Source organism: Pseudomonas helleri (assembly GCF_009600315.1).
Taxonomy (GTDB): domain Bacteria; phylum Pseudomonadota; class Gammaproteobacteria; order Pseudomonadales; family Pseudomonadaceae; genus Aquipseudomonas; species Aquipseudomonas helleri_A.
In genome coordinates, this window is the sequence record NZ_WIWC01000012.1 from 81,241 (window position 1) to 100,545 (window position 19,305).

The following is a 19,305-nucleotide window of genomic DNA, read 5'->3' on the forward strand; positions in this document are numbered from 1 at the left end:
ATGACCAACCCCTTGCCCGCCGAACCCGGTATTCGGGTCACACTCGCCGAACTGATCGAAATGCGTCATCGGGTACGCGAAGTTCAACTCTTCGCCTCCCCTAGCCAGCGCAGCCCACTGGCGGGTTTGCATCACTCGAAATTGCGCGGGCGCGGGGTGGATTTCGATCAGGTGCGCGTTTATCAGGCTGGTGACGATGTACGCACCATCGATTGGCGCGTGACGGCCCGCACCCAAGAGCCGCACACCAAAATGTTCCATGAGGAACGCGAGCGCCCCATTTTCATTCTGGCTGAACAAAGCCGACGGCTGTTTTTCGGCTCAGGCCTGCTGTTCAAATCAGTCCTTGGTGCCCAAGCCGCGAGCTTGATCGGTTGGGCCGCCCTGAGTCACAACGACCGGGTGGGCGGGCTGGTGTTCGGCGACCATGAACATTACGAAATCAAGCCACGACGCAGCAAACAGAGCCTGCTGCAACTGCTGAACCGGCTCGTGAGGGTCAATCAGTCGCTGCACACCGAAGTGCAGTCCGATCGCGATGCGCTGGGAATGGCCCTGATTCGGGCCCGCGAAGTGCTGCGTCCCGGCAGTTTGGTGATTGTGATCTGCGACGAGCGCGCCCTAACCGACGCCGCCGAGCAACAGCTGAGTCTGCTGGCACGTCACTGCGATTTAATGCTGCTACCGCTGTCTGACCCACTGGATCACGCCCTCCCCGCCGCCGGGCTGCTGCGCTTTACCGAACGCGGCGCACAACTGGAACTCGACACGCTTAATTACGACTTGCGACAGGCCTACCGCGCTCAAGCCGAAGCGCGTATTGCCCGATGGGAGCTGCTTGCGCAAAAATTGCGGGTCATGCTGATGCCATTGAGCACACAAAGCGAAATGGTTGAGCAATTGCGTGAATACCTCAACGCCAAACGACCCGGCAAAACGCCATGAATGACCTCGAACACCTGCAACCGTTGATCCAGCCAGCGCCTCTCGGCTTCTGGCCGCCCGCACCGGGCTGGTGGCTGCTGTTGATCGTGGTTGCGGCCTTGAGCTGGGGCCTGTGGTGGTTGCGCCGTTACCTGCCGGCCAAACGCCAGAGCACACGTATCGAACAACCTCTGGACCCGGTACGGCTGGCGGCACTTGAAGAGCTGGCCCGGTTCCCCAAACCCTACGACGGCGCGCCCGCCGGGGCCTGGCTGCAACAACTCAATGGCCTGCTCAAACGTCTGTGCCGCACCCACTACCCTTACAGCCAGAGCCACACCCTCAACGGCCGCAAGTGGCTGGCGTTCCTCGATAACCGCTGCCCGGCTGCGGGGCTCACGCGCTGGATGGTCTTGGTAGAAGGCGCCTATAAACCCGAGTGCAAGCTCGATGACAAGGCCATTGCCGGGCTCAATCAAGCGGTTGAAACCTGGATTCGCAAACATGTTTGAATTTGCCTGGCCGTGGATCTTCGTTCTGCTGCCCTTGCCCTGGTTAATGCGCTGGGTGCTCCCGGCAGCCGACAGCGGCGAAGCCGCCCTCAAAGTCAGCTTTCTCAGCGACCTTGAAGAACTGGCTCAACGCAAAGCCCGAAACACGATGCCCGTATGGCGCCAGAAAATCCCGTATCTGGCCATATGGCTGTTGCTGCTGACCGCTGCAGCACGCCCGCAATGGTTAGGCGAACCCTTGCCGATTGCCGCCAGTGGCCGAGATTTACTGGTCGCCGTAGACGTGTCCGGGTCAATGGACTTCCCCGACATGCATTGGCAAAACGACGACATCAGCCGTCTCGATCTGGTCAAAAGTCTGTTCGGCGACTTTCTGGAAGATCGTGAGGGCGACCGGGTGGGTTTGATCCTGTTCGGCAGCCAAGCGTATTTACAAGCGCCCCTGACCTTCGACCGGCACACCGTACGCACCTGGCTGGACGACGCACGCATCGGCGTCGCCGGTAAAAACACCGCCATTGGCGACGCCATCGGCCTGGCCCTGAAACGCTTGCGCCAGCGACCGGCGCAAAGCCGGGTACTGATTCTGATCACCGACGGTGCCAACAACGGTGGCCAGATCGACCCTCTGACCGCCGCGCGACTGGCCGCTGAGGAAGGTGTGCGCATCTACCCGATCGGCATCGGCGCCGACCCGCAGGCTAATAGCGCAAACGGGATGCTCGGCAGCAATCCCGGCATCGATCTGGACGAGCCCGCCTTGCAGGCGATTGCCAAGGCGACCGGCGGCCAATATTTCCGTGCCCACGATGGCCAAGAGTTAGCGGCCATCAAGGACACCCTCGACCAGCTCGAACCCGTGGCCCAGCAACCCACCCAGGCACGCCCGGCGCAGTCGTTATACTGCTGGCCGCTGGCCGGAGCGCTGCTGCTGAGCGTGTTGCTGGTTATCCGTGAACTGTGGCCCAACAACCCGCTGCAACGCTTGCTGAGCAAGGAACATTTTCTGCAACAACACCCTGACTGGCGCTCACGCCTTGAACGCCTGCGCCTGCGGAGACGCCGATGAGCGCCCTCTGGCCGCACTGGTTTCGTCCCGAATGGCTGCTGGCATTGCCGCTGCTCGGCTGGTTGCTGTGGAAACTCTGGCACCGGCAAAAACGCACAGGGCGCTGGCAAATGATTCTGCCCGTTGCCTTTCATCGGGTATTGCTCAGTGGCGGCAATGGCCGCTCCAGCAAACTGCCCTGGATAGCGCTGGGAGGTGCCTGGCTGCTGGCCTTGCTGGCACTGCTCGGGCCAAGCTGGGAGCGCGTGGAACAATCCACGCAAAAACCTGCCGACCCGCTGGTGGTCATGTTGCAACTGACCCCGGACATGCTCGCGACCGATAAATCGCCCAACCGGCTGGAGCAGGCGCGACGCAAACTCTATGACCTGCTGCAAAGCCGGGACGATGCGCAAACGGCCATTATTGTGTACGCGGGCAGCGCGCACACGCTGGTACCGCTATCAGATGATCTGGCCACTAGCCGCAATTTGCTCGAAGCGCTCAAGCCCTCCTTGATGCCTCAGCCCGGCCAGCGTGCTGATCTGGCGGTGGAAAAAGCCCTGAAACTTCTCGACCAGGGCGCCTTGGGCCAGGGCCGCTTGCTGCTGATCACCTCATCCCTCAGCCAGCAGGAGCGCGAAGGCATCCGTCAGGCCCTGAAAGGCCATAACGCGCAATTATTGATGCTGGGCATCGGTAGCCGCGACGGCGCGCCTGTGGTGGATGAAAGCGGGCAGTTTCTCAAGGACGATCAGGGCGCGATCCTTGTACCGCGCCTCGACAGCCCGGCCCTGCGGGCTTTTGCCCTAGAAGTCGACGGCCGTTATCGTCAGGCCCGGCTGGATGACAACGACTTGCGCGGTCTGGGTCTGCTCGACGGTCCCCGGCACCTGCGCGATCGAGACCAGACCGTGCACCTGGACACATGGGCCGATCAAGGTTACTGGTTGTTGTTGCCTTTGTTGCTACTGGCCGCCTGCGCCGGACGTCGCGGCTGGCTGCTGTGCTTGCCCTTGCTGTTTATGGTGCCTCAGCCAAGCTACGCCATGAGTTTCACCGACCTATGGCTGCGTCCTGACCAACAAGGCCAGCGCTTGCTGGAGCAGAAAAAACCGCTGGAGGCGGTCGAGCATTTCAACGACCCTCTCTGGCAAGGCATTGCCCTCTATCAGGCCGGTGATTACGCCGCGGCCGCCGAACGCTTTGCTGAGGTCAACAGCGCCAGCGCGCATTATAATCGCGGCAATGCATTGGCCAGAAGCGGCGAACTGGAAGCCGCCCTCGATGCCTATGAGCAGGCGCTGGAGTTACAGCCTGACTTACAGGTGGCAGCGCAGAACAAAGCCTTGATTGAACAGATGCTTGAACAACAGCGCGCCGAGAGCAACCCGACGCCCGATAAAACCGATCAAAACCCGGCTGAACCTGAACAAGCGCCGCCCATCAGCAACAGCAACAGCAGTGCAACGGGCGACACCACGCAACATCAGGAAAGTAGTTCAGTCACTGAACCTGATGCGCCGGCCAATAGCGACGACTCGCTCGAACCGCCACCCGGCAGCGAACAGCAACCCGGCGAAAACACCAACGATGACTCGACCACCACACGGCCTCTGGCACCGACTTCTGACCATTTAGACGAAGAACATCGCCAGGCACTGGAGCAGTGGCTACGACAGATACCTGACAACCCCAGCGAACTGTTGCGACGAAAATTTTGGTACGAACAGCAGCAACATCAGGACTCGCCTTAATGAACCGCATCTGCGTCTTGCTTCTTTTGCTCTGTTGCTGGACCTTGCCAGCCCACGCGCTAGGCTTGATCGCCAGCGTGGACCGCGATCAGCTCGATTCCGGCGAAACCGTCGAACTGACGCTGGAATCCAACGACGCTACGCTGTTCGGCAAACCCGATCTGACACCCCTCGACGCCCTGTTCGAGGTGCGCGGTACGCGTCAGGTCAACCACCTGACCAATCTGGGCGATGACAACAAAGCCACCACGCGCTGGATCATCACGCTGCAGCCCAAACAGTCCGGCACTGTCATCATTCCGCCCTTGCAGGTCGGTGATTACCACAGTCAGCCGATCAGTTTGACGGTCTCGCCAAGCAGTGCCCGCGAGAACGAACTGGCCCCTGTTTTTATCGAGTCCAGCCTTGATCAACCCAGCGTCTACGTGCAAGCGCAGGCCATCCTGACCCTGCGCATCTATCACTCTGTCGCCCTTTACGACGACAGCAGCCTGACGCCGTTGCTCCTGAGCGACGCCATCGTCGAGCAACTGGGCGAGTCGCGCACCTACGAGAAAATGATCAACGGCGTGCGCCACGGCGTCATCGAAGTGCGCTACGGCATTTATCCGCAACACAGTGGCCAACTGATCATCCCGGCGCAAACCTTCAGTGCCACCCAGGTCGACAGCCAGCAAGCCACCGCGCCTGCGCCGCTGGGTCCCAAACCCGGAAAAATGGTTCACGTCACCTCGGCCGAGATTGCGCTGGAGGTCAAACCCAAGCCCGCGGACTACCCCACTACCGCCGCCTGGCTGCCAGCACGCAGCTTGAGCATGAGCGAAACGTGGAACCCCGAGCCTGACCATTGCCAGGTCGGCGATTCTTTGACGCGCACCCTGACCTTGAAGGCCGAAGGGCTTTCCAGCGCCCAATTACCCGCCCTGCCGGCCACCGACGTCAATGGTCTACGGCGCTACCCGGACCTGCCGCAACTGAGCAACCAAATCAGCGAGAACGGCCTGATCGGCAGCCGCGAAGAACGCGAAGCACTGGTGCCGACCCGCGTCGGCCAAGTCGAACTGCCTGCGGTTGAAGTGGTGTGGTGGAACACTCACGAAGACCGTCTGGAACGCAGCTACTTGCCTGCCCGCACCTTGCAGGTAGCAGAAAACCCGAGCCTTGCTGTGGATGCTCCGGTCAACAACGAGCTGCTTGCCGTGAGCGACGATTCAACCCTGTGGCGGTGGCAACTGAGCACCATGATTCTGACGTTAACCTCTCTGCTCGGCTTTGGCCTGTGGTGGCGAGCACGATGGCAGCCTGCGATTTTGCGTGCAGCGCAAACCGGGCCAAGCCCGCGCACGTTACTGGATGACCTTAAACGCGCTTGCCTGGCCAACGATCCGCAAGCCACACGACAGGCACTGGATGCCTGGGCCCGTCAGCAACCCGAAACCCTGGCCGAAATGGCGGCACGCTTTGTGTTGCTGTCCGACGCACTGGACGGCCTCAATGGTGCCCTCTACAGCGAAACCGGCCAGCATTGGCAAGGTGAAGAGTTGTGGAAGGCCATTCGCAACATCCCTGCCGCCGAACGCGAGCAAGACGCAGGCAGTGACACCAGCAGCCTGCCGCCGCTCTACCCCAAATAATTGACGGCGATGGCTTTCTGAAGACGCGAGTTCGCGACCGGGAAGACTGAGCCGCATTCAAAGCACTTTTTACGGATTTTGTTATGCGCCTGTTTCACACGTCCGACTGGCATCTGGGGCAAAACCTGCATGGTCAGGAACGCGATTTCGAACACGCCTGTTTTCTGAGCTGGCTGTTGGCCCAGCTGGCTGAACAACAACCCGATGCCCTGCTGATTGCCGGGGACATCTTCGACACCGTAAACCCGCCGGTCAAAGCGCAGGAGCGCCTGTACGACTTTATTGTCAGCGCTCACGAGCAACAGCCTGCGCTGACCATCGTGATGATTGCCGGTAACCATGACTCAGGCTCTCGCATCGAACTGCCCGCCCCCCTGATGCGCCGTTTGCGCACTCATGCATTGGGCCGGGTGTTATGGCTCGATGATGGCCAACTGGATGCCGAGCGACTGCTTATCCCGCTACCCGACGCATCAGGCGAAACGGCTGCGTGGTGCCTGGCCCTGCCGTTCCTGCGCCCCGCCGAAGTCACCGGCGCGCAGCTGGGCGACAACTACCTGCGTGGCATTGGTCAGGTGCATGAATGGCTGATTGCCGCCGCCAACGCCAAACGCCAGCCGGGGCAAGCGCTGATCGCCATCAGCCACGCGCACATGGCGGGGGGGTCGGTTTCTGAAGATTCCGAACGCAGCCTGATCATCGGCAACGCCGAAGCGCTGCCCGCCAGCCTGTTTGGCCCAAGCATCAGCTATGTCGCATTGGGTCACTTGCACAAGCCACAACGGGTCAACAGCGAAGAACGCATTCGCTACTGCGGCTCTCCGATTCCGCTGTCGTTCTCGGAAATCGGCTACCAGCATCAGATTCTCGACGTCATGCTTGAGGGCGAAACCCTGATCAGTGTTGAACCGCGCCTGATCCCCCGCGCAGTCAACCTGCAACGTATTGGCCCCGCTCCACTGGCCGAGATTCTGACGCAACTGGCTGAACTGCCTGACACCGATTTGCTGGCCGATACCCAGCGCCAGCCTTGGCTGGAAGTTCGCGTCATCCTCGACGAACCACAGCCCGATTTGCGTCAGCAAATTGAAACGGCGCTGCAAGGCAAATCGGTCAGGTTGGTGCGAATCGCCGCCGAATACGCCGGCAGCGGCAATCAATCCTCCGCTGACGACGCAGCCCGCCTGATCGAACTCGACCAGATGACACCACAAGAGCTGTTTAGCCGCGCCTGGCAAGAAAGCTATGGCAGTGAGGCAGACGAACAAACCCTCAAAGACTTCGCCGTGTTGCTGCAAGAAGTCCAGCTGGAAGGTGAACAGCCATGAAAATCCTTGCCATTCGCCTGAAAAACCTTGCGTCGCTGGCCGGTCCCTTTGAACTGGATTTCACCGCAGAGCCGCTGGCCAGCGCTGGACTGTTTGCCATCACCGGCCCCACAGGCGCCGGTAAAAGCACCTTGCTCGACGCCTTGTGCCTGGCACTGTTTGGTAATGTGCCACGGCTCAACAACACTGGCCGTGATGCCAAAGTCCCGGACGCCGACGGCGAAATCGCCACCGGCGATCCGCGTACCTTGCTGCGCCGTGGCACGGGCGAAGGCTATGCCGAGGTCGATTTCGTCGGTATCGATGGGCGCCGCTATCGGGCCCGCTGGGAAGCCAACCGTGCCCGCGAAAAAGCCACCGGCAAACTGCAAGCCAGCCGCCAGAGCCTGCGCGACCTGGACAGCGATCAACTGCTGGCCAGTCAAAAAGGCGATTACAAAGTGCAGCTGGAGGCGCGTCTGGGGCTGAACTTCGAACAGTTCACCCGCGCCGTGCTGTTGGCCCAAAGCGAGTTCAGCGCCTTCCTCAAGGCGGATGACAACGAGCGCAGTGAACTGCTTGAAAAGCTCACGGACACAGCGCTGTACACCCGACTCGGCAGGCGCGCATTCGACAAGGCCAAAGAGGCCCGTGACGCCCACAAACAATTGCAGGATCAAGCGGTCGGCGTCACCCCGCTGACGCCTGAAGCCCGCACCGAGCTGGATCTGCAGTTCAACGAGGCGCAACAGCAACTTAAACACCAGCAGGCGCAACTCAAGCAACTGGAGCTGCAACACACCTGGCTCAAGACCCTGCGCCAATTGCAGGAACAGCAACAAAGCGCCGCCGAGCAACTGCAACAGGCACAAACACTGTGGGAAAGTCAGAGCGCCGATCGCCAGACCCTGGAACTGCTCGATCAGTTGGCCCCGCAGCGCCATCAGTTTGCCCGCTTGGTGGAACTCAAGACTCACTTGTCGCCGCTGGCCGAACAGATTGCCGGGTATCTTCACCAGCAAACCGCACTCAATCAGCAACAAACCCATTTGCAGCACACACTGCAAGCCGCCCAACTGGCGGCCGCACAGGCGCAGCAGCAACAGCGCACCAGCGCCCCGCGCCTCAAGAATGCCCACCTTGAACAGGCCACACTCCAGCGCCTGAATGAAGAACTGCACGGTTTGCAAACCCTCACACGCGAGGCGCAACAGACCTGTCAGGCGGGCGAATTAAATCTGCAGTCACTGCTTGAACGCCAGCAACAAGGCGTTGAAAAGGCGGCAGTGATCGCCACACAGTTGGAACACAGTGCCGAGTTGGCACCTTTGGCTGGCAGTTGGGACGCTTATCGGCCGCGCCTGCAACAGCTTGTGCGGCTGAGCACGACGCTCACAACCGGGCGCACAGAGTTGCCAGCCCTGGAGCTTCGAGCTGAACAGGCCGCAAGCCATCTGAGTGAACTGCGCAGCAGCCTGGAGATTCTATTTCAGGAAGCGGGCGCCGAGCCCCATGCCATCAACGAACAAATTCAAACGCTGGGCAGCCTGCTCAAGGACAACCGCCAGCAACAGCGTGATTACGAAGACGTACAGCGCCTGTGCAACACTCAACTGACGCTGCAAACCCGCCTGCAAGGCCTGCACGAAAAACTGCAAACACTTCAAGCCCAGCGCGAACAGTTGATCGCCCAGGGCACGCGTACCAAGGCCCAGTGCGAAACCGCCGAACAGGCCTTGCAGATCACCCGTCAATTGCTCGAACGACAGCGACTGGCGCGCAGTGCCAGCGTTGAAGAACTGCGCAAGCAGTTACAGGACGATCAGCCCTGCCCGGTGTGCGGCAGCCACGAGCACCCGTATCACCAGCCCGAAGCCCTGTTGCATACCTTGACCCGTCACGACGAGCAGGAAGAAGCCACTGCACGCAAGGCGGTCGACGACCTCAAGGAAGTGCTGATTCAACTGCGTGAAAAAGTCGGCGGCCTGAATGCCCAACTGCGCGAAATTCAGCAACAGCATCAGCAACTGATCGACGAACAAACGGCACACGCGCCACTGCTTGAGGCGCATCCGCTGTATTCAAAGTGGCAAGCGCAAGAGCCTGCCAAGCGCGAGCACTGGCTGACCCAGCGCCTTGGTCAGCTGCAGCACAGCATCGAGCAGGACGAACAGCGCCTCAACGTATTGCTGACCCTGCAAAAAGACGCCGCACAGCTCCAACAGCAAATGCTGCGTGCCAACGAAACCAACCTAGAAGCGGCCCAGCAATTGGCTCAACAGCAACTGCATCTCAACGCAGATGCCAAGCGGCTGGATGAAGAATTGGCGACCTTTGCCAGCCTGCTGCCTGACGCACTGTTAATAGCCTTGCAAGAAAACGCCTCGGCCTGCTTTATGGCGCTGGATCAGCGCGTCGCCGAGCGTCTGGCGCAGTCCGAACAACTGCACGATGAACACACTGAGCAGGCTGAACGCATCCGCAACATCGAACGCGAGAAAGACCAGCACGCCAACCACCTTAAACAACTGGACACGCTGCAACGCAACGTCAGCCAACTGAGCGAACAGCAGCAGACCTGCGAGCAACAGCTCAAAGACTTGCTCGGCGACTTCAGTAGCGCCGACGCCTGGCAACAACACCTTGACCAGCACGTGGAACAGACCGTTGCGGCCCACAATCAGGCCAGCGAAGCCCTGCAGGCCACGGCCCATCAACTGATCCAGCTGGCGGCCGAACTCAAGGCAGAGCAGGATCGCCTGCACGCTTTGCAACAAGAACACGACGCATTGAGTGCGCAGGTCGCGCAATGGCGCACACACCATGCGCAGCTGGATGATCTGCGGCTTGAGCAATTACTGAGCTACGACGAAGCGAGCGCGCGGGGATTGCGCCAGGCGCAGAAAGACGCCGACGCCGCCGTGCAACACGCCCGTGTCCTGCTGCAAGAACGTGAGGAACGGTTGGCCCAGCATCACACAATGGCCAATGGCAATCACGATGCCGACGCATTGGATCAGGCGCTCAGCGAGCTGCACGGTCAACTGGGCGTTAGCGAGCAGCAGAGCGCCGAACTGCGCGCCCGGCAAAGCGAAGACCAACGCCGCCAAAATGCCAATCAGGCGTTGGCCCTGCGTATCGCCCAAGCTTATGACGAATGGCAGCGCTGGGCGCGGCTCAATGCGCTGATCGGCTCCGCGACGGGCGACACCTTCCGTAAAATCGCTCAGGCTTACAACCTTGACTTACTGGTGCACCACGCCAATGTGCAACTGCGTCAACTGGTGCGCCGCTATCGCCTGAAGCGTGGCTCCAGCACGCTGGGGTTGCTGGTCATGGACACCGAAATGGGAGATGAACTGCGTTCCGTGCATTCGCTGTCCGGCGGTGAAACCTTTCTTGTGTCGCTGGCACTGGCGCTGGGTCTGGCCTCAATGGCATCAAGTACGCTGAAAATCGAGTCATTATTTATCGACGAAGGCTTCGGCAGCCTCGACCCTGAATCGTTGCAACTGGCTATGGACGCGCTGGATGGTCTGCAAGCGCAGGGCCGCAAGGTAGCGGTGATTTCCCACGTACAGGAAATGCATGAGCGCATTCCCGTGCAGATACGCGTGCAGCGTCAAGGTAACGGCCTGAGCACACTGGAGGTGAAATGAGCGCGCACCTGCTGTATTCCTTTCGCCGCTGCCCCTATGCCATGCGCGCGCGCATGGCGTTGCGCTACAGCGGCGTGCCCCTGAACACGATTGAAGTCAGCTTGAAGGCCAAGCCTGCCGACATGCTGCTGGCATCGCCAAAAGGTACGGTGCCGGTGCTGGTGTGTGCAGATGGCCGGGTGATAGAGCAGAGTCTGGATATCATGCGGTGGGCTTTGGCCTGTAATGATCCGGATAACTGGCTGCAATCGGGCAATCCATTGATTGAACAATTGCTGGATGAGAATGACCGCGTGTTCAAGGTGCAGCTGGATCGCTATAAATATGCGATTCGCTACCCCGAGTACCCGATGGAACATTATCGGGCGCAGGGGGCGTCATTTTTGCTGCGTCTGGAGACGCTGCTGTCACACAGTCCTTACTTGGCTGGCGACTCACTGAGCCTGGCCGACGTGGCCCTGGCGCCGTTTGTGCGCCAGTTCGCCCACGTTGACCGGGACTGGTTTACGCAGGCGCCCTACCCGCACCTGCGCGCTTGGCTGGAACGGTTTTTAGCCTCTGAGTTGTTCACCTCGGTGATGGGTAAAACGCAGTAAACCTACAACGCTTTGCCGCGAAGCATGCTTTGCAGCACACCGTCGCGGCGGATCCAACCGTGAAACAGCGCCGCCGCCAGATGCAGCAGCACGGTCAAAAACAGCAGATATGCCAAGTACGTATGGGCCTTGCGCAGAAAGGCAAAGGTCGTGGGGTTAGCCGGCAAAATTGAGGGCAGTTGCAATGAGCTGCTGAGCATCACCGGGTCACCCGCGGCCGAAATCATTGCCCAGCCCACCACCGGCAAAATAAACATCAGCGCATACAACAACACATGGGACAGTTTGGCGGCCAGCACTTGCACAGCAGGCAAGTCAGCTGGCAGTGGCGGTTGCCGAGTCGAGAAGCGCACAAACAGACGCACCACCACCAACAGCAAAATGGCGATACCCAAAGGTTTGTGAAGGTTGAGCAGCCATTCATGGCGTTCAGACACTGAAGCTGCCATGCCCGCGCCAATAAACAGCATGGCAATGATCATCAGCGCCATCAGCCAGTGCAGCAGACGTGCCAGGGGCGCGAAATGCGAGGTGGGTGTGTTCATGGACGTTTCTCCTGGGAGAGCTGATCAACTTCACTGGTTCGGCGCAGATAGGAACTGGCATAGGCGGCTGAGCGCGCTGCGAGCAAAGGGTCTGCCGAGCCTTCGATGCCACTGGGCAAAATCAGCGGGTCATAGTTGATGTCGCGGCACTCGCCAGTGTTTTGCGGCTCTGCGCGTTGAAGAACCAAAGTCCCGGCCTTGACCACTTTGCGCTCGGCTGGCCAGGGTTTGCTTGCATCATTGACCGGGTCGCCCGCCTCGGCCAATGTCAGGTTGAACTGCCATTTCAATGGCCCGACCGACAAGCGTTGCACCAGATCATTTTCCAGATAATCTGCCTCGTTGGGCGCACTCGCGCCTGGAGCGTCCTGACCTTCAGGCGCCACCCCCCAGCGCACAGCCTGACGCTGCCCGGAGGCATTCACCAGATAGAAGGCATTGATCCCGTTGTAGGTTTCGGTGGCGAAACTGGCGGACGGTCTGGCTGTCTTGACCCACTGCAAAAAAGGCCCCGTTTCCGGGTGGGCGGCAAAGAACGCGGGCATGGCATCTGGCTTGGGCTTGCCGGTGGCGGGTTGCGGAGCCCCGGCTTGCAACATGGCATAGAACGCCTCGGGAGTGCCCACCGGGAATACCGGCATACTGTTCAACCCGGTTCGCCATTGTTGGCCATTGGCCTGGGTAAAACCCAACGCCAAACTGCGAATCGGCACGCTGCTGTCAGGCGCATAAGGATTGCCGCTGGGCAAGGCGAAGCGCCCGACCACCGGCGTGCGCCCAGCCTGAAAGACTTGCGCACGGGAAAGCGGCTGCGCATTGCCATTGCTCTCGAAATAGCCGATCACGCACATACCCTTGGCATGATTGCGTCGATATCCCGGATGCACACCATTGTTCTGTTCCAAGGCATTTACCAAGGTTTTTGGTCGCAACCGCTGAGCGTCCAGGGTGCCGTTCACGTAAAAAAACGTGCCCGCAATGACCGCCACCACTGCACCGATTGCCGCCAGTCGCAGCATTACACTGGCCGGGCTCAACGCAGGTTTGACGGGCCGCGCAGGCGGCAATTGATCTACCATGTAAGAACTCCGAGGCCACGGGGCCATCAAGTGGATGGCCTATGAGACGCAGGCCAATCAGGCTTATTCCCGCAGCGCAGCGTTTATTTTTAACGCATTTATTTTCCCGCCTCGGGAATAACTATCAAGCCGGGTCGTCTTTAAGGTTCCAGCCCGATTAACAGACCTAAACCGTAAAGATCCCCATGCCCCCATTTGACGAGCAACTGCGCGAGCTCATGCCGCGCCTAAGGCGCTTTGCGTTGTCGTTGACGCGTCACTCCAGCAATGCTGACGATCTGGTACAGGCCTGTCTGGAGCGAGCGCTTGCCAGTGTGGCCAGCAAACGCCCTGAAGGTGATTTGCGGGCGTGGCTGTTTACCATCCTGTACCGACAGTTTGTCGACAACCACCGGCGCGCTCGACGCTACACCCGCATGCTCGAGTTTTTTACCGGTCGTGACGACACTCAACCCTCCACCGAGCGCACAGTGATCGCACAATCGACCCTGCAAGCATTCGATCAACTGAGCACCGAACAGCGCGCCTTGTTGTTATGGGTATCGGTTGAGGGTTTGAGTTATCAGCAAGTCGCCGACATGCTTGATGTACCGATTGGCACCGTGATGTCTCGCCTGTCTCGCGCGCGTCAGGCGTTGCGCCTGCTCAGCGAAGGCGAAATCACCCGTCCTGTTTTGCGGAGACTTAAATGATCACCACCCCACCCAGTGAGCGCGACTTGCATGCTTACGTTGATCACGCGCTCAACGAGTCAGAGCGTCAGCAGGTTGAACTGTATCTGGAGGCCCACCCGGAGGTTGCAACTCAAGTCCACGCCTGGCAGCACGACGCTCAAAACCTGCGCATGGCGTTGCAGCAAACCTTGCTGCAACCGGCCAACCCTGCACTCGACCCGGCGGCCATTCGCCAACGTCAACGTCGACAAACCGCGCGCCATTGGGCAACCGCTGCTTTGCTGTTGCTTGCCGTCAGCGTGGGTGGGTTGGGCGGCTGGCAGGCCAAACAAATGGCCATGAACCCAAGCCCGTTACCCATGACTGATGCGCTGGCCGCACACCGCATGTTTGCTGAACAAGGTTTTATGCCAGCCGACTATAACGTGGAGAATAACAGCGACATGCAAGTCTGGATGGACCGTTATTTCAGCAATGCCGAGCGCTTGCCGGACTTGAGTCGTGCGGGATTCAGACCTGTCAGTTCCCGCTTGCTCACCACTGATGAGGGCGGTGCGGCCATAGTGCTGTACGAAAATCCGCAAGGCCAACACCTCAGTTTTTACATTCGTCCGCCCGGCCCGCAGAACACCTTGCTGCCTCGGGGAAGCCGACACGAGGGCGATTTACAGGCCGACTACTGGTCAGGCCCTGACTACAACTATGCGATGGTCGGACCTGCAGAAGGCCCGACTGCGCAGGTGTTGAATACAGTGAAGTTTTAGTGGGATACACAGCCCCTGCCCTTGCTATGAGGCTCAGTGTTCCAAAGGTACAAACCGGTCAGTGAGCATTTTTTTGCTGATTTTTCCGTAATGAACATCAGGGACTTTTTCACCGGGTTTTGCTTTAGCGTCCAAGCTTTGCTTGCTGACTTTGCGCTGAAGCCTGAGTTTGAAATGGGCAGCATTCGGAGCGTTCACAGCGGTGTTCAACTGCGAGTAATGCAAGTGGGCGTACCACAACACCTGATTATTGGTGTTGAGCACTTGATACTCTTGAACATAATCGTTGCGCGGCCCAAACATCTTGATTCGCACGCCCTCCTTGACCAGCCGTACCTCATTCTTTGTCAACAGAAACTCCACGACAGCCTCAGTTGGCGGCAAAGATTTCAAAACCCAAATGGCCTGTTCACGCAGCTTTTTGGCACCCTCGCGCAGACGATTGCGCAGAGACTGTGGCGTACCGGGTTTAGGTTTTTCGACGTGAAGCTCTGATGCAAAGTCTCGCTCTAATTCATTAACCAAGCCTTCAAGTTTTTGTGCGTCACGCTCCAAAATCTCTTCAAGTTCCAAAGGGAATTTCGAGTTTTTAGCATACACCTTGACCCGATTTATTTGTTGATCTACCCGTCCCAACTGCTCATTACACTCACTGCGAATCGCACCAATGGCACGCTTTGCAGGTGATACAAGCAAAGGCTCCACCACTTCCCATTGGTCAGGGGAAGACTCGCGAAATGTCAGTTTTGGCCTATTTGAGACAGGGCTGTGTGAACGATCAAAAGGGTCACTCGACACAAACTCGCCCACTTCAACCACTTGAGTTCCTGGACCAACCGCACGTTGAACGCCAATCAGGATCCCATGTTTTCGAGTTCGGATAATTTTGGACGTTTGATTAACAGGCCGCAAAGGGCCAGGTTGCGCAGGCAGCCATTCGTTCTCTTGGCGGAGTTCTTCGTTCAGTTGTTTTTCGCAATTGATGCTGAATCCCTGGATCATTTCGGCCAGACGATTGAAATCACTCAGCTTGAATTGATCACCCACGTCCAGATGCAAAATGGCCAAAGCGTCATGTGCTCGCGCGTAACGCTCCTGAATGTCTAACAGCACTTCGACTCTTTCAGCGTGACTGAACAACTCGGGCTCCATCAACTGCGCCTGTGACTGCACAGTGAACGTCAGTGGCCAAACAATCTCGACCAGAGCATGCCACTGCGGACCGAAAGGCGTTTTGGGTACCAAGTCCGCCAACGTCAACATGTGAGTTGTCAAAAAATCCAGCTCTGTGGCCAATCGAGACTTGCCTTCGGCTTGTGCCACCGTAGGCATCACGGTGCGGCTACTTTCCTTGGCCATGCTAAAACCAACCCTGGGCGATTCACGAAGTGCCTGCAAACAGATGACTTGAGTGCGGAAGTCCTCCAGGTGCGTGTGCTGAGCGTTGTACAAATCGCGCCGCATATTAATAAAGCGTTCAACATCGTTGATGGCCAGCGTCTGATAATTCGCTTCCATAAACTCGGGGTGAAGGCTGAGCAGTAAACTGATAAAGACATGTTGGGCATATGCGATATCAGAGGCAATATTGAACAGTGTCCGGTTGAAATTAGCCTCTGTTAGATGGTCTTGAGGCTGTTTGAGCAAAGCATGTCGTTCGCGAAAGTTACCTCTCTCCAGGGTGTAATCAATTTTTGCTTTTTCCAGAAGCGCTCTGAAATGTTTGATCCGCACCGTTTTATCAAGATAGGTGAGCGTCTGGGCAGTCGCGCCACTGTGGGTTTCATTGACCCGTGCGCGTGCTGCGTTAAGTTCGGCGTTGACCTGGGTTTCCCTGCGTCCCATCGCCTCGTATTTCTCGTTTAACTCTTTGATTCGCTGATCACGGGCCAAGAGCCGGGCAGTTGCCTGTTGACGTCTTTTCGGACCGCCACCGCGCAGATACATCCCCGTATCAAACTGCCAAACCCCGTCGCCGTTGGATTTAATCCATGGGCCTGTATCCAGAGGATCTTTTGGGCTCACGACCACCCTGCCCTCATCTTCGGGCGACACTTCATAACTAAAGCCATTGATCACGGCATGCCACTTATTGTTGACCACGTAGAGGCCTTTTTCCGGGCCGTATGCGACGGGGGTTTTACCTTCAGGGTACGGGGCGCGGTTTTTGTCCAGCCAGGATAACTGGGCAGAATTGAAGTGTATGGCCGGGTTCTTGAACCAGGAAAAATCCAGGGTACTAAGCTGATTGCCAACCGGCACATCGGAGAAGTAGACCGAGCCTTGTTGGACGTTAACTTCAACCGGGGCCATGTACTGCTTATCAGTTGCTGTAACCGAGGACTCGACAGTGGGCAAGTGAGCGTCATCGATCGGCTGTATCTGCGGGGAAGACACATCAGGTTTGTTCGCAACATGCAGCAAAACCAAAGCAATATTGAAGAGCAAATCAATTATGGCGGGGGCTTTGGTTTCTTCATCGTCACTCTCGAGCGCCTTGAAATCTTGTTTCACTGCCAACACGGTGAGCAATAGCCATCCTGCAATGGCAATGGGCCCCCGCAGCATAGGTAAAAACGTGTTCAGCAGTAACCATCCGCCTTGTTTAAGACTGGCCCAACGACTTTCACTGTTGGATACGGACTGCTGATCAGCCATAAGCGCCAGGGCCAAGGCACTGTCGCGGAAGACATTATGTAAAAAACTGGTATTGAGCGCTCGCAGGTAAAAAATATCGTCCCCACTCAATGGAGTAGCGCCAGGATTCAGAGGACCAGAGGTATATGCAGCACGGGCCGCATCGGGCAGCCAGTGGAGCACACTGTCACGCAACGCTCCGGGTGTGGACATTGCTTTGTGCAATACCAGTGCCGAAGGATATTCAAGCAGAACTTCCTTGAATAACGGCCGGTAAAGCACACAACGGCCCATCGGGTCATCACGGAGTCCAATAACAAACATTGCGCGCACAAAATCCGGGGCTTCTTTAGGTTTTTTGAGCAACGCCAAAGGGCAAATACACACTGATTTTCCATCCAGCAATCTGGCGTTCGGATCAACTTTCATCAGCGCAGCAATACAGTTGTATCCCCACGATGTCATTGCGCCTTGCTTTTTCAACATCATTTCAAGGGCCAGCATGGGTAATGCGGCCCGTAATTGATCGGTGTAAAGCATTTCACGTCGTTGCGCTTCGGGCAGGTCGTCAATCAGCAAGCGTTTTATCAGAGCCGGATAGTTGCCCCCCACATTGACCCGCTGAATCAGTGACTTGATATAAGCAGGTGTCATCCACCAATCCTGAATCAATTGATTGTGCTTATGCTTGATCGTCATGTGGCCGCTGGGCACTGCTATCAAGTTTTGCAAGGCCAACTCGGTCAGTGTGTATTTGACATGTTCAATGACTCCCGCGGTATTGAATTGGCCTGAAGCCACAGTGAACTCAAGTTCAATGTCATCGGAGTAATAGCCGGGGGCCAGGGGTTGATCCTTGAGCATTTGTTCGCGCAGTACGTTCGACGCATAGCTGTGCAAGTCCGGGATACCTTCATCAAACACCCGTCCTTTGGCTTTACGCATGACATTAGCCAAATCAATCATGTGCGAACGATAGGCAAATCGGTCACTGACGCTGGCATTTTTTAGCCAGTCGGGTAGCGCTTGCAATACACGCCCCAAAGGCAGGGACAGCACCTCACTTTCTTCATCAAAGACGCAAGCTGGATCACTCATTAGCCATAACTGACGCTCAAGACTGACGAGGCCAGGCTTGTCTGCTCCCGGCGCCGTTTGTAATTCTTTTATACGCTCCAGTTGAAGGTTGAGCACAATCATGGCTTGGGTCTGCAGCGCATCATCATCCGCTTCATATCGCTTCCAGAGCAGGGTATTTACCTGATCCAAAGCACTGACAGTTCGACCCAAGTACCGACCATAAGCGCTCAAGGATGCAAAGGACTCTATGTGACCTGATGGCTTGCACACCAAAAGTTGCTCACGTGTCTCTATGGAATATACGACCAATATATCGGGCACAAGGTACTCGATACGCTCGGAAGAGGAAGTGGCCTGAACCTGTGCGAAATAAACCCGTGGGCGTGTGCGCCCCAGAAAGCGTAAGCGGTCGGCATGCAACGGATACTTGAACACCTGGCGCAGCACATCAATTTGTTCATCACTAAACCCTTCGCCAGTATTGGCATAAGAAATGATCAACTCGCCAAAGAATGCTCCCAGCCAATGTTGCCGACTGCGGTAACCGTCGACGGGCTGGTTCCAATAATCAACCAATGCTTGTTGGTAGCCCCACAGCCAGTCCCGCACGACTTCACGTATCGACTGTTCGACTTGGAACATGGATAGAAACGGTGGTGTTTGACTTGAGGGTTCAGTGCCATCAGACAATTCAGCCAAATAGCACTGATCATATTCATAGAAGGTGTAATTAATTGGCGTCCCTAGCGCTATATGCTCAAGCACAGCCTCAACTATCGGCTGCTGACGAGCAACGTCCAGCGTTCGCTCCGTTTCATCGACAGTCCAGATAATTTTCAATAGATCGAGGTGAATTGGAGTAATAGGAGGGTTGAATTTTTTTTTAAGGGATTTCTCGAGCAAAGCCCTCACCACGGTGCGCAATGTGGGGCGGTCCGCGAAATGTCGGCTGACTGCTTGTGTCAGCAAGGAGAGTCGGCTTAATGGCGCTTGAGTTTCTGTGGGGTTGGTCATGGGCGAGTTCTTTCCAATGAAGTGGTGCGAGCGGCTAGCCCGCGATCGAACTTCATTTAAAAGAACTTAATCTCC

13 protein-coding genes are annotated in these 19,305 nt (G+C 57.6%); 10 read left to right on the top strand and 3 right to left on the bottom strand.

Features of this window, described 5'->3' with window-relative positions; genetic code table 11:
- The 8 genes from GHN86_RS10075 to GHN86_RS10110 all read left to right on the top strand — a co-directional run bounded on the left by GHN86_RS10075 (position 1) and on the right by GHN86_RS10110 (position 11,437).
- The gene (locus tag GHN86_RS10075) at positions 1-945 is read left to right on the top strand and encodes a DUF58 domain-containing protein (RefSeq protein WP_153386507.1); all 945 of its coding nucleotides are present in this window, start codon (positions 1-3) and stop codon (positions 943-945) included.
- Complete coding sequence (locus GHN86_RS10080) at positions 942-1,436, top strand: DUF4381 domain-containing protein (protein WP_153379114.1); 495 nt, start codon at positions 942-944, stop codon at positions 1,434-1,436. Before GHN86_RS10075 ends, GHN86_RS10080 begins: the two co-directional genes overlap by 4 nt.
- On the top strand, positions 1,429-2,505 hold the full coding sequence (locus tag GHN86_RS10085; protein ID WP_153379113.1) for a vWA domain-containing protein: 1,077 nt from the start codon (positions 1,429-1,431) through the stop codon (positions 2,503-2,505). Before GHN86_RS10080 ends, GHN86_RS10085 begins: the two co-directional genes overlap by 8 nt.
- Entirely contained in the window at positions 2,502-4,241 is a 1,740-nt protein-coding gene (locus GHN86_RS10090) for a VWA domain-containing protein (protein ID WP_153386510.1), read from the top strand. Before GHN86_RS10085 ends, GHN86_RS10090 begins: the two co-directional genes overlap by 4 nt.
- The gene (locus GHN86_RS10095) at positions 4,241-5,875 is read left to right on the top strand and encodes a BatD family protein (protein WP_153379111.1); all 1,635 of its coding nucleotides are present in this window, start codon (positions 4,241-4,243) and stop codon (positions 5,873-5,875) included. Before GHN86_RS10090 ends, GHN86_RS10095 begins: the two co-directional genes overlap by 1 nt.
- An 83-nt stretch (positions 5,876-5,958) precedes the next feature.
- Complete coding sequence (locus GHN86_RS10100; protein ID WP_153379110.1) at positions 5,959-7,203, top strand: exonuclease SbcCD subunit D C-terminal domain-containing protein; 1,245 nt, start codon at positions 5,959-5,961, stop codon at positions 7,201-7,203.
- On the top strand, positions 7,200-10,841 hold the full coding sequence (locus GHN86_RS10105) for an AAA family ATPase (RefSeq protein WP_153379109.1): 3,642 nt from the start codon (positions 7,200-7,202) through the stop codon (positions 10,839-10,841). Before GHN86_RS10100 ends, GHN86_RS10105 begins: the two co-directional genes overlap by 4 nt.
- Positions 10,838-11,437, top strand: a complete 600-nt coding sequence (locus GHN86_RS10110; protein WP_153379108.1) for a glutathione S-transferase — start codon at positions 10,838-10,840, stop codon at positions 11,435-11,437. The genes GHN86_RS10105 and GHN86_RS10110 overlap by 4 nt, the downstream gene beginning before the upstream one ends.
- Positions 11,438-11,439: 2 nt before the next feature.
- Here the strand turns inward: GHN86_RS10110 and GHN86_RS10115 are convergent, their stop codons facing one another.
- Positions 11,440-11,982, bottom strand: coding sequence for a cytochrome b (locus GHN86_RS10115; RefSeq protein ID WP_153379107.1), 543 nt, complete (start codon positions 11,980-11,982; stop codon positions 11,440-11,442).
- Positions 11,979-13,061, bottom strand: a complete 1,083-nt coding sequence (locus GHN86_RS10120; protein WP_153379106.1) for a catalase family peroxidase — start codon at positions 13,059-13,061, stop codon at positions 11,979-11,981. The genes GHN86_RS10115 and GHN86_RS10120 overlap by 4 nt, the downstream gene beginning before the upstream one ends.
- Before the next feature lie 185 nt (positions 13,062-13,246).
- On the opposite strand from GHN86_RS10120, the gene GHN86_RS10125 reads away from it, so the two are divergent.
- Both GHN86_RS10125 and GHN86_RS10130 read left to right on the top strand, forming a co-directional pair.
- Positions 13,247-13,753 carry a sigma-70 family RNA polymerase sigma factor gene (locus tag GHN86_RS10125; protein ID WP_153379105.1) on the top strand — a complete coding sequence of 169 codons (507 nt, stop codon included), beginning with the start codon at positions 13,247-13,249 and terminating at the stop codon, positions 13,751-13,753.
- Positions 13,750-14,499, top strand: a complete 750-nt coding sequence (locus tag GHN86_RS10130) for an anti-sigma factor family protein (protein WP_153379104.1) — start codon at positions 13,750-13,752, stop codon at positions 14,497-14,499. Before GHN86_RS10125 ends, GHN86_RS10130 begins: the two co-directional genes overlap by 4 nt.
- A gap of 33 nt (positions 14,500-14,532) precedes the next feature.
- Here GHN86_RS10130 and GHN86_RS10135 read toward each other — a convergent pair whose 3' ends face one another.
- Complete coding sequence (locus GHN86_RS10135; protein ID WP_153379103.1) at positions 14,533-19,230, bottom strand: dermonecrotic toxin domain-containing protein; 4,698 nt, start codon at positions 19,228-19,230, stop codon at positions 14,533-14,535.
- Positions 19,231-19,305 lie beyond the last annotated feature (75 nt).

Excerpts from the sequence above, each read along its gene's own strand:
- GHN86_RS10075 (WP_153386507.1), top strand. The coding sequence starts at position 1 with ATGACCAACCCCTTGCCCGCCGAACCCGGTATTCGGGTCACACTCGCC.
- GHN86_RS10080 (WP_153379114.1), top strand. The coding sequence starts at position 942 with ATGAATGACCTCGAACACCTGCAACCGTTGATCCAGCCAGCGCCTCTC.
- GHN86_RS10085 (WP_153379113.1), top strand. The coding sequence starts at position 1,429 with ATGTTTGAATTTGCCTGGCCGTGGATCTTCGTTCTGCTGCCCTTGCCC.
- GHN86_RS10090 (WP_153386510.1), top strand. The coding sequence starts at position 2,502 with ATGAGCGCCCTCTGGCCGCACTGGTTTCGTCCCGAATGGCTGCTGGCA.
- GHN86_RS10095 (WP_153379111.1), top strand. The coding sequence starts at position 4,241 with ATGAACCGCATCTGCGTCTTGCTTCTTTTGCTCTGTTGCTGGACCTTG.
- GHN86_RS10100 (WP_153379110.1), top strand. The coding sequence starts at position 5,959 with ATGCGCCTGTTTCACACGTCCGACTGGCATCTGGGGCAAAACCTGCAT.
- GHN86_RS10105 (WP_153379109.1), top strand. The coding sequence starts at position 7,200 with ATGAAAATCCTTGCCATTCGCCTGAAAAACCTTGCGTCGCTGGCCGGT.
- GHN86_RS10110 (WP_153379108.1), top strand. The coding sequence starts at position 10,838 with ATGAGCGCGCACCTGCTGTATTCCTTTCGCCGCTGCCCCTATGCCATG.
- GHN86_RS10115 (WP_153379107.1), bottom strand. The coding sequence starts at position 11,982 with ATGAACACACCCACCTCGCATTTCGCGCCCCTGGCACGTCTGCTGCAC.
- GHN86_RS10120 (WP_153379106.1), bottom strand. The coding sequence starts at position 13,061 with ATGGTAGATCAATTGCCGCCTGCGCGGCCCGTCAAACCTGCGTTGAGC.
- GHN86_RS10125 (WP_153379105.1), top strand. The coding sequence starts at position 13,247 with ATGCCCCCATTTGACGAGCAACTGCGCGAGCTCATGCCGCGCCTAAGG.
- GHN86_RS10130 (WP_153379104.1), top strand. The coding sequence starts at position 13,750 with ATGATCACCACCCCACCCAGTGAGCGCGACTTGCATGCTTACGTTGAT.
- GHN86_RS10135 (WP_153379103.1), bottom strand. The coding sequence starts at position 19,230 with ATGACCAACCCCACAGAAACTCAAGCGCCATTAAGCCGACTCTCCTTG.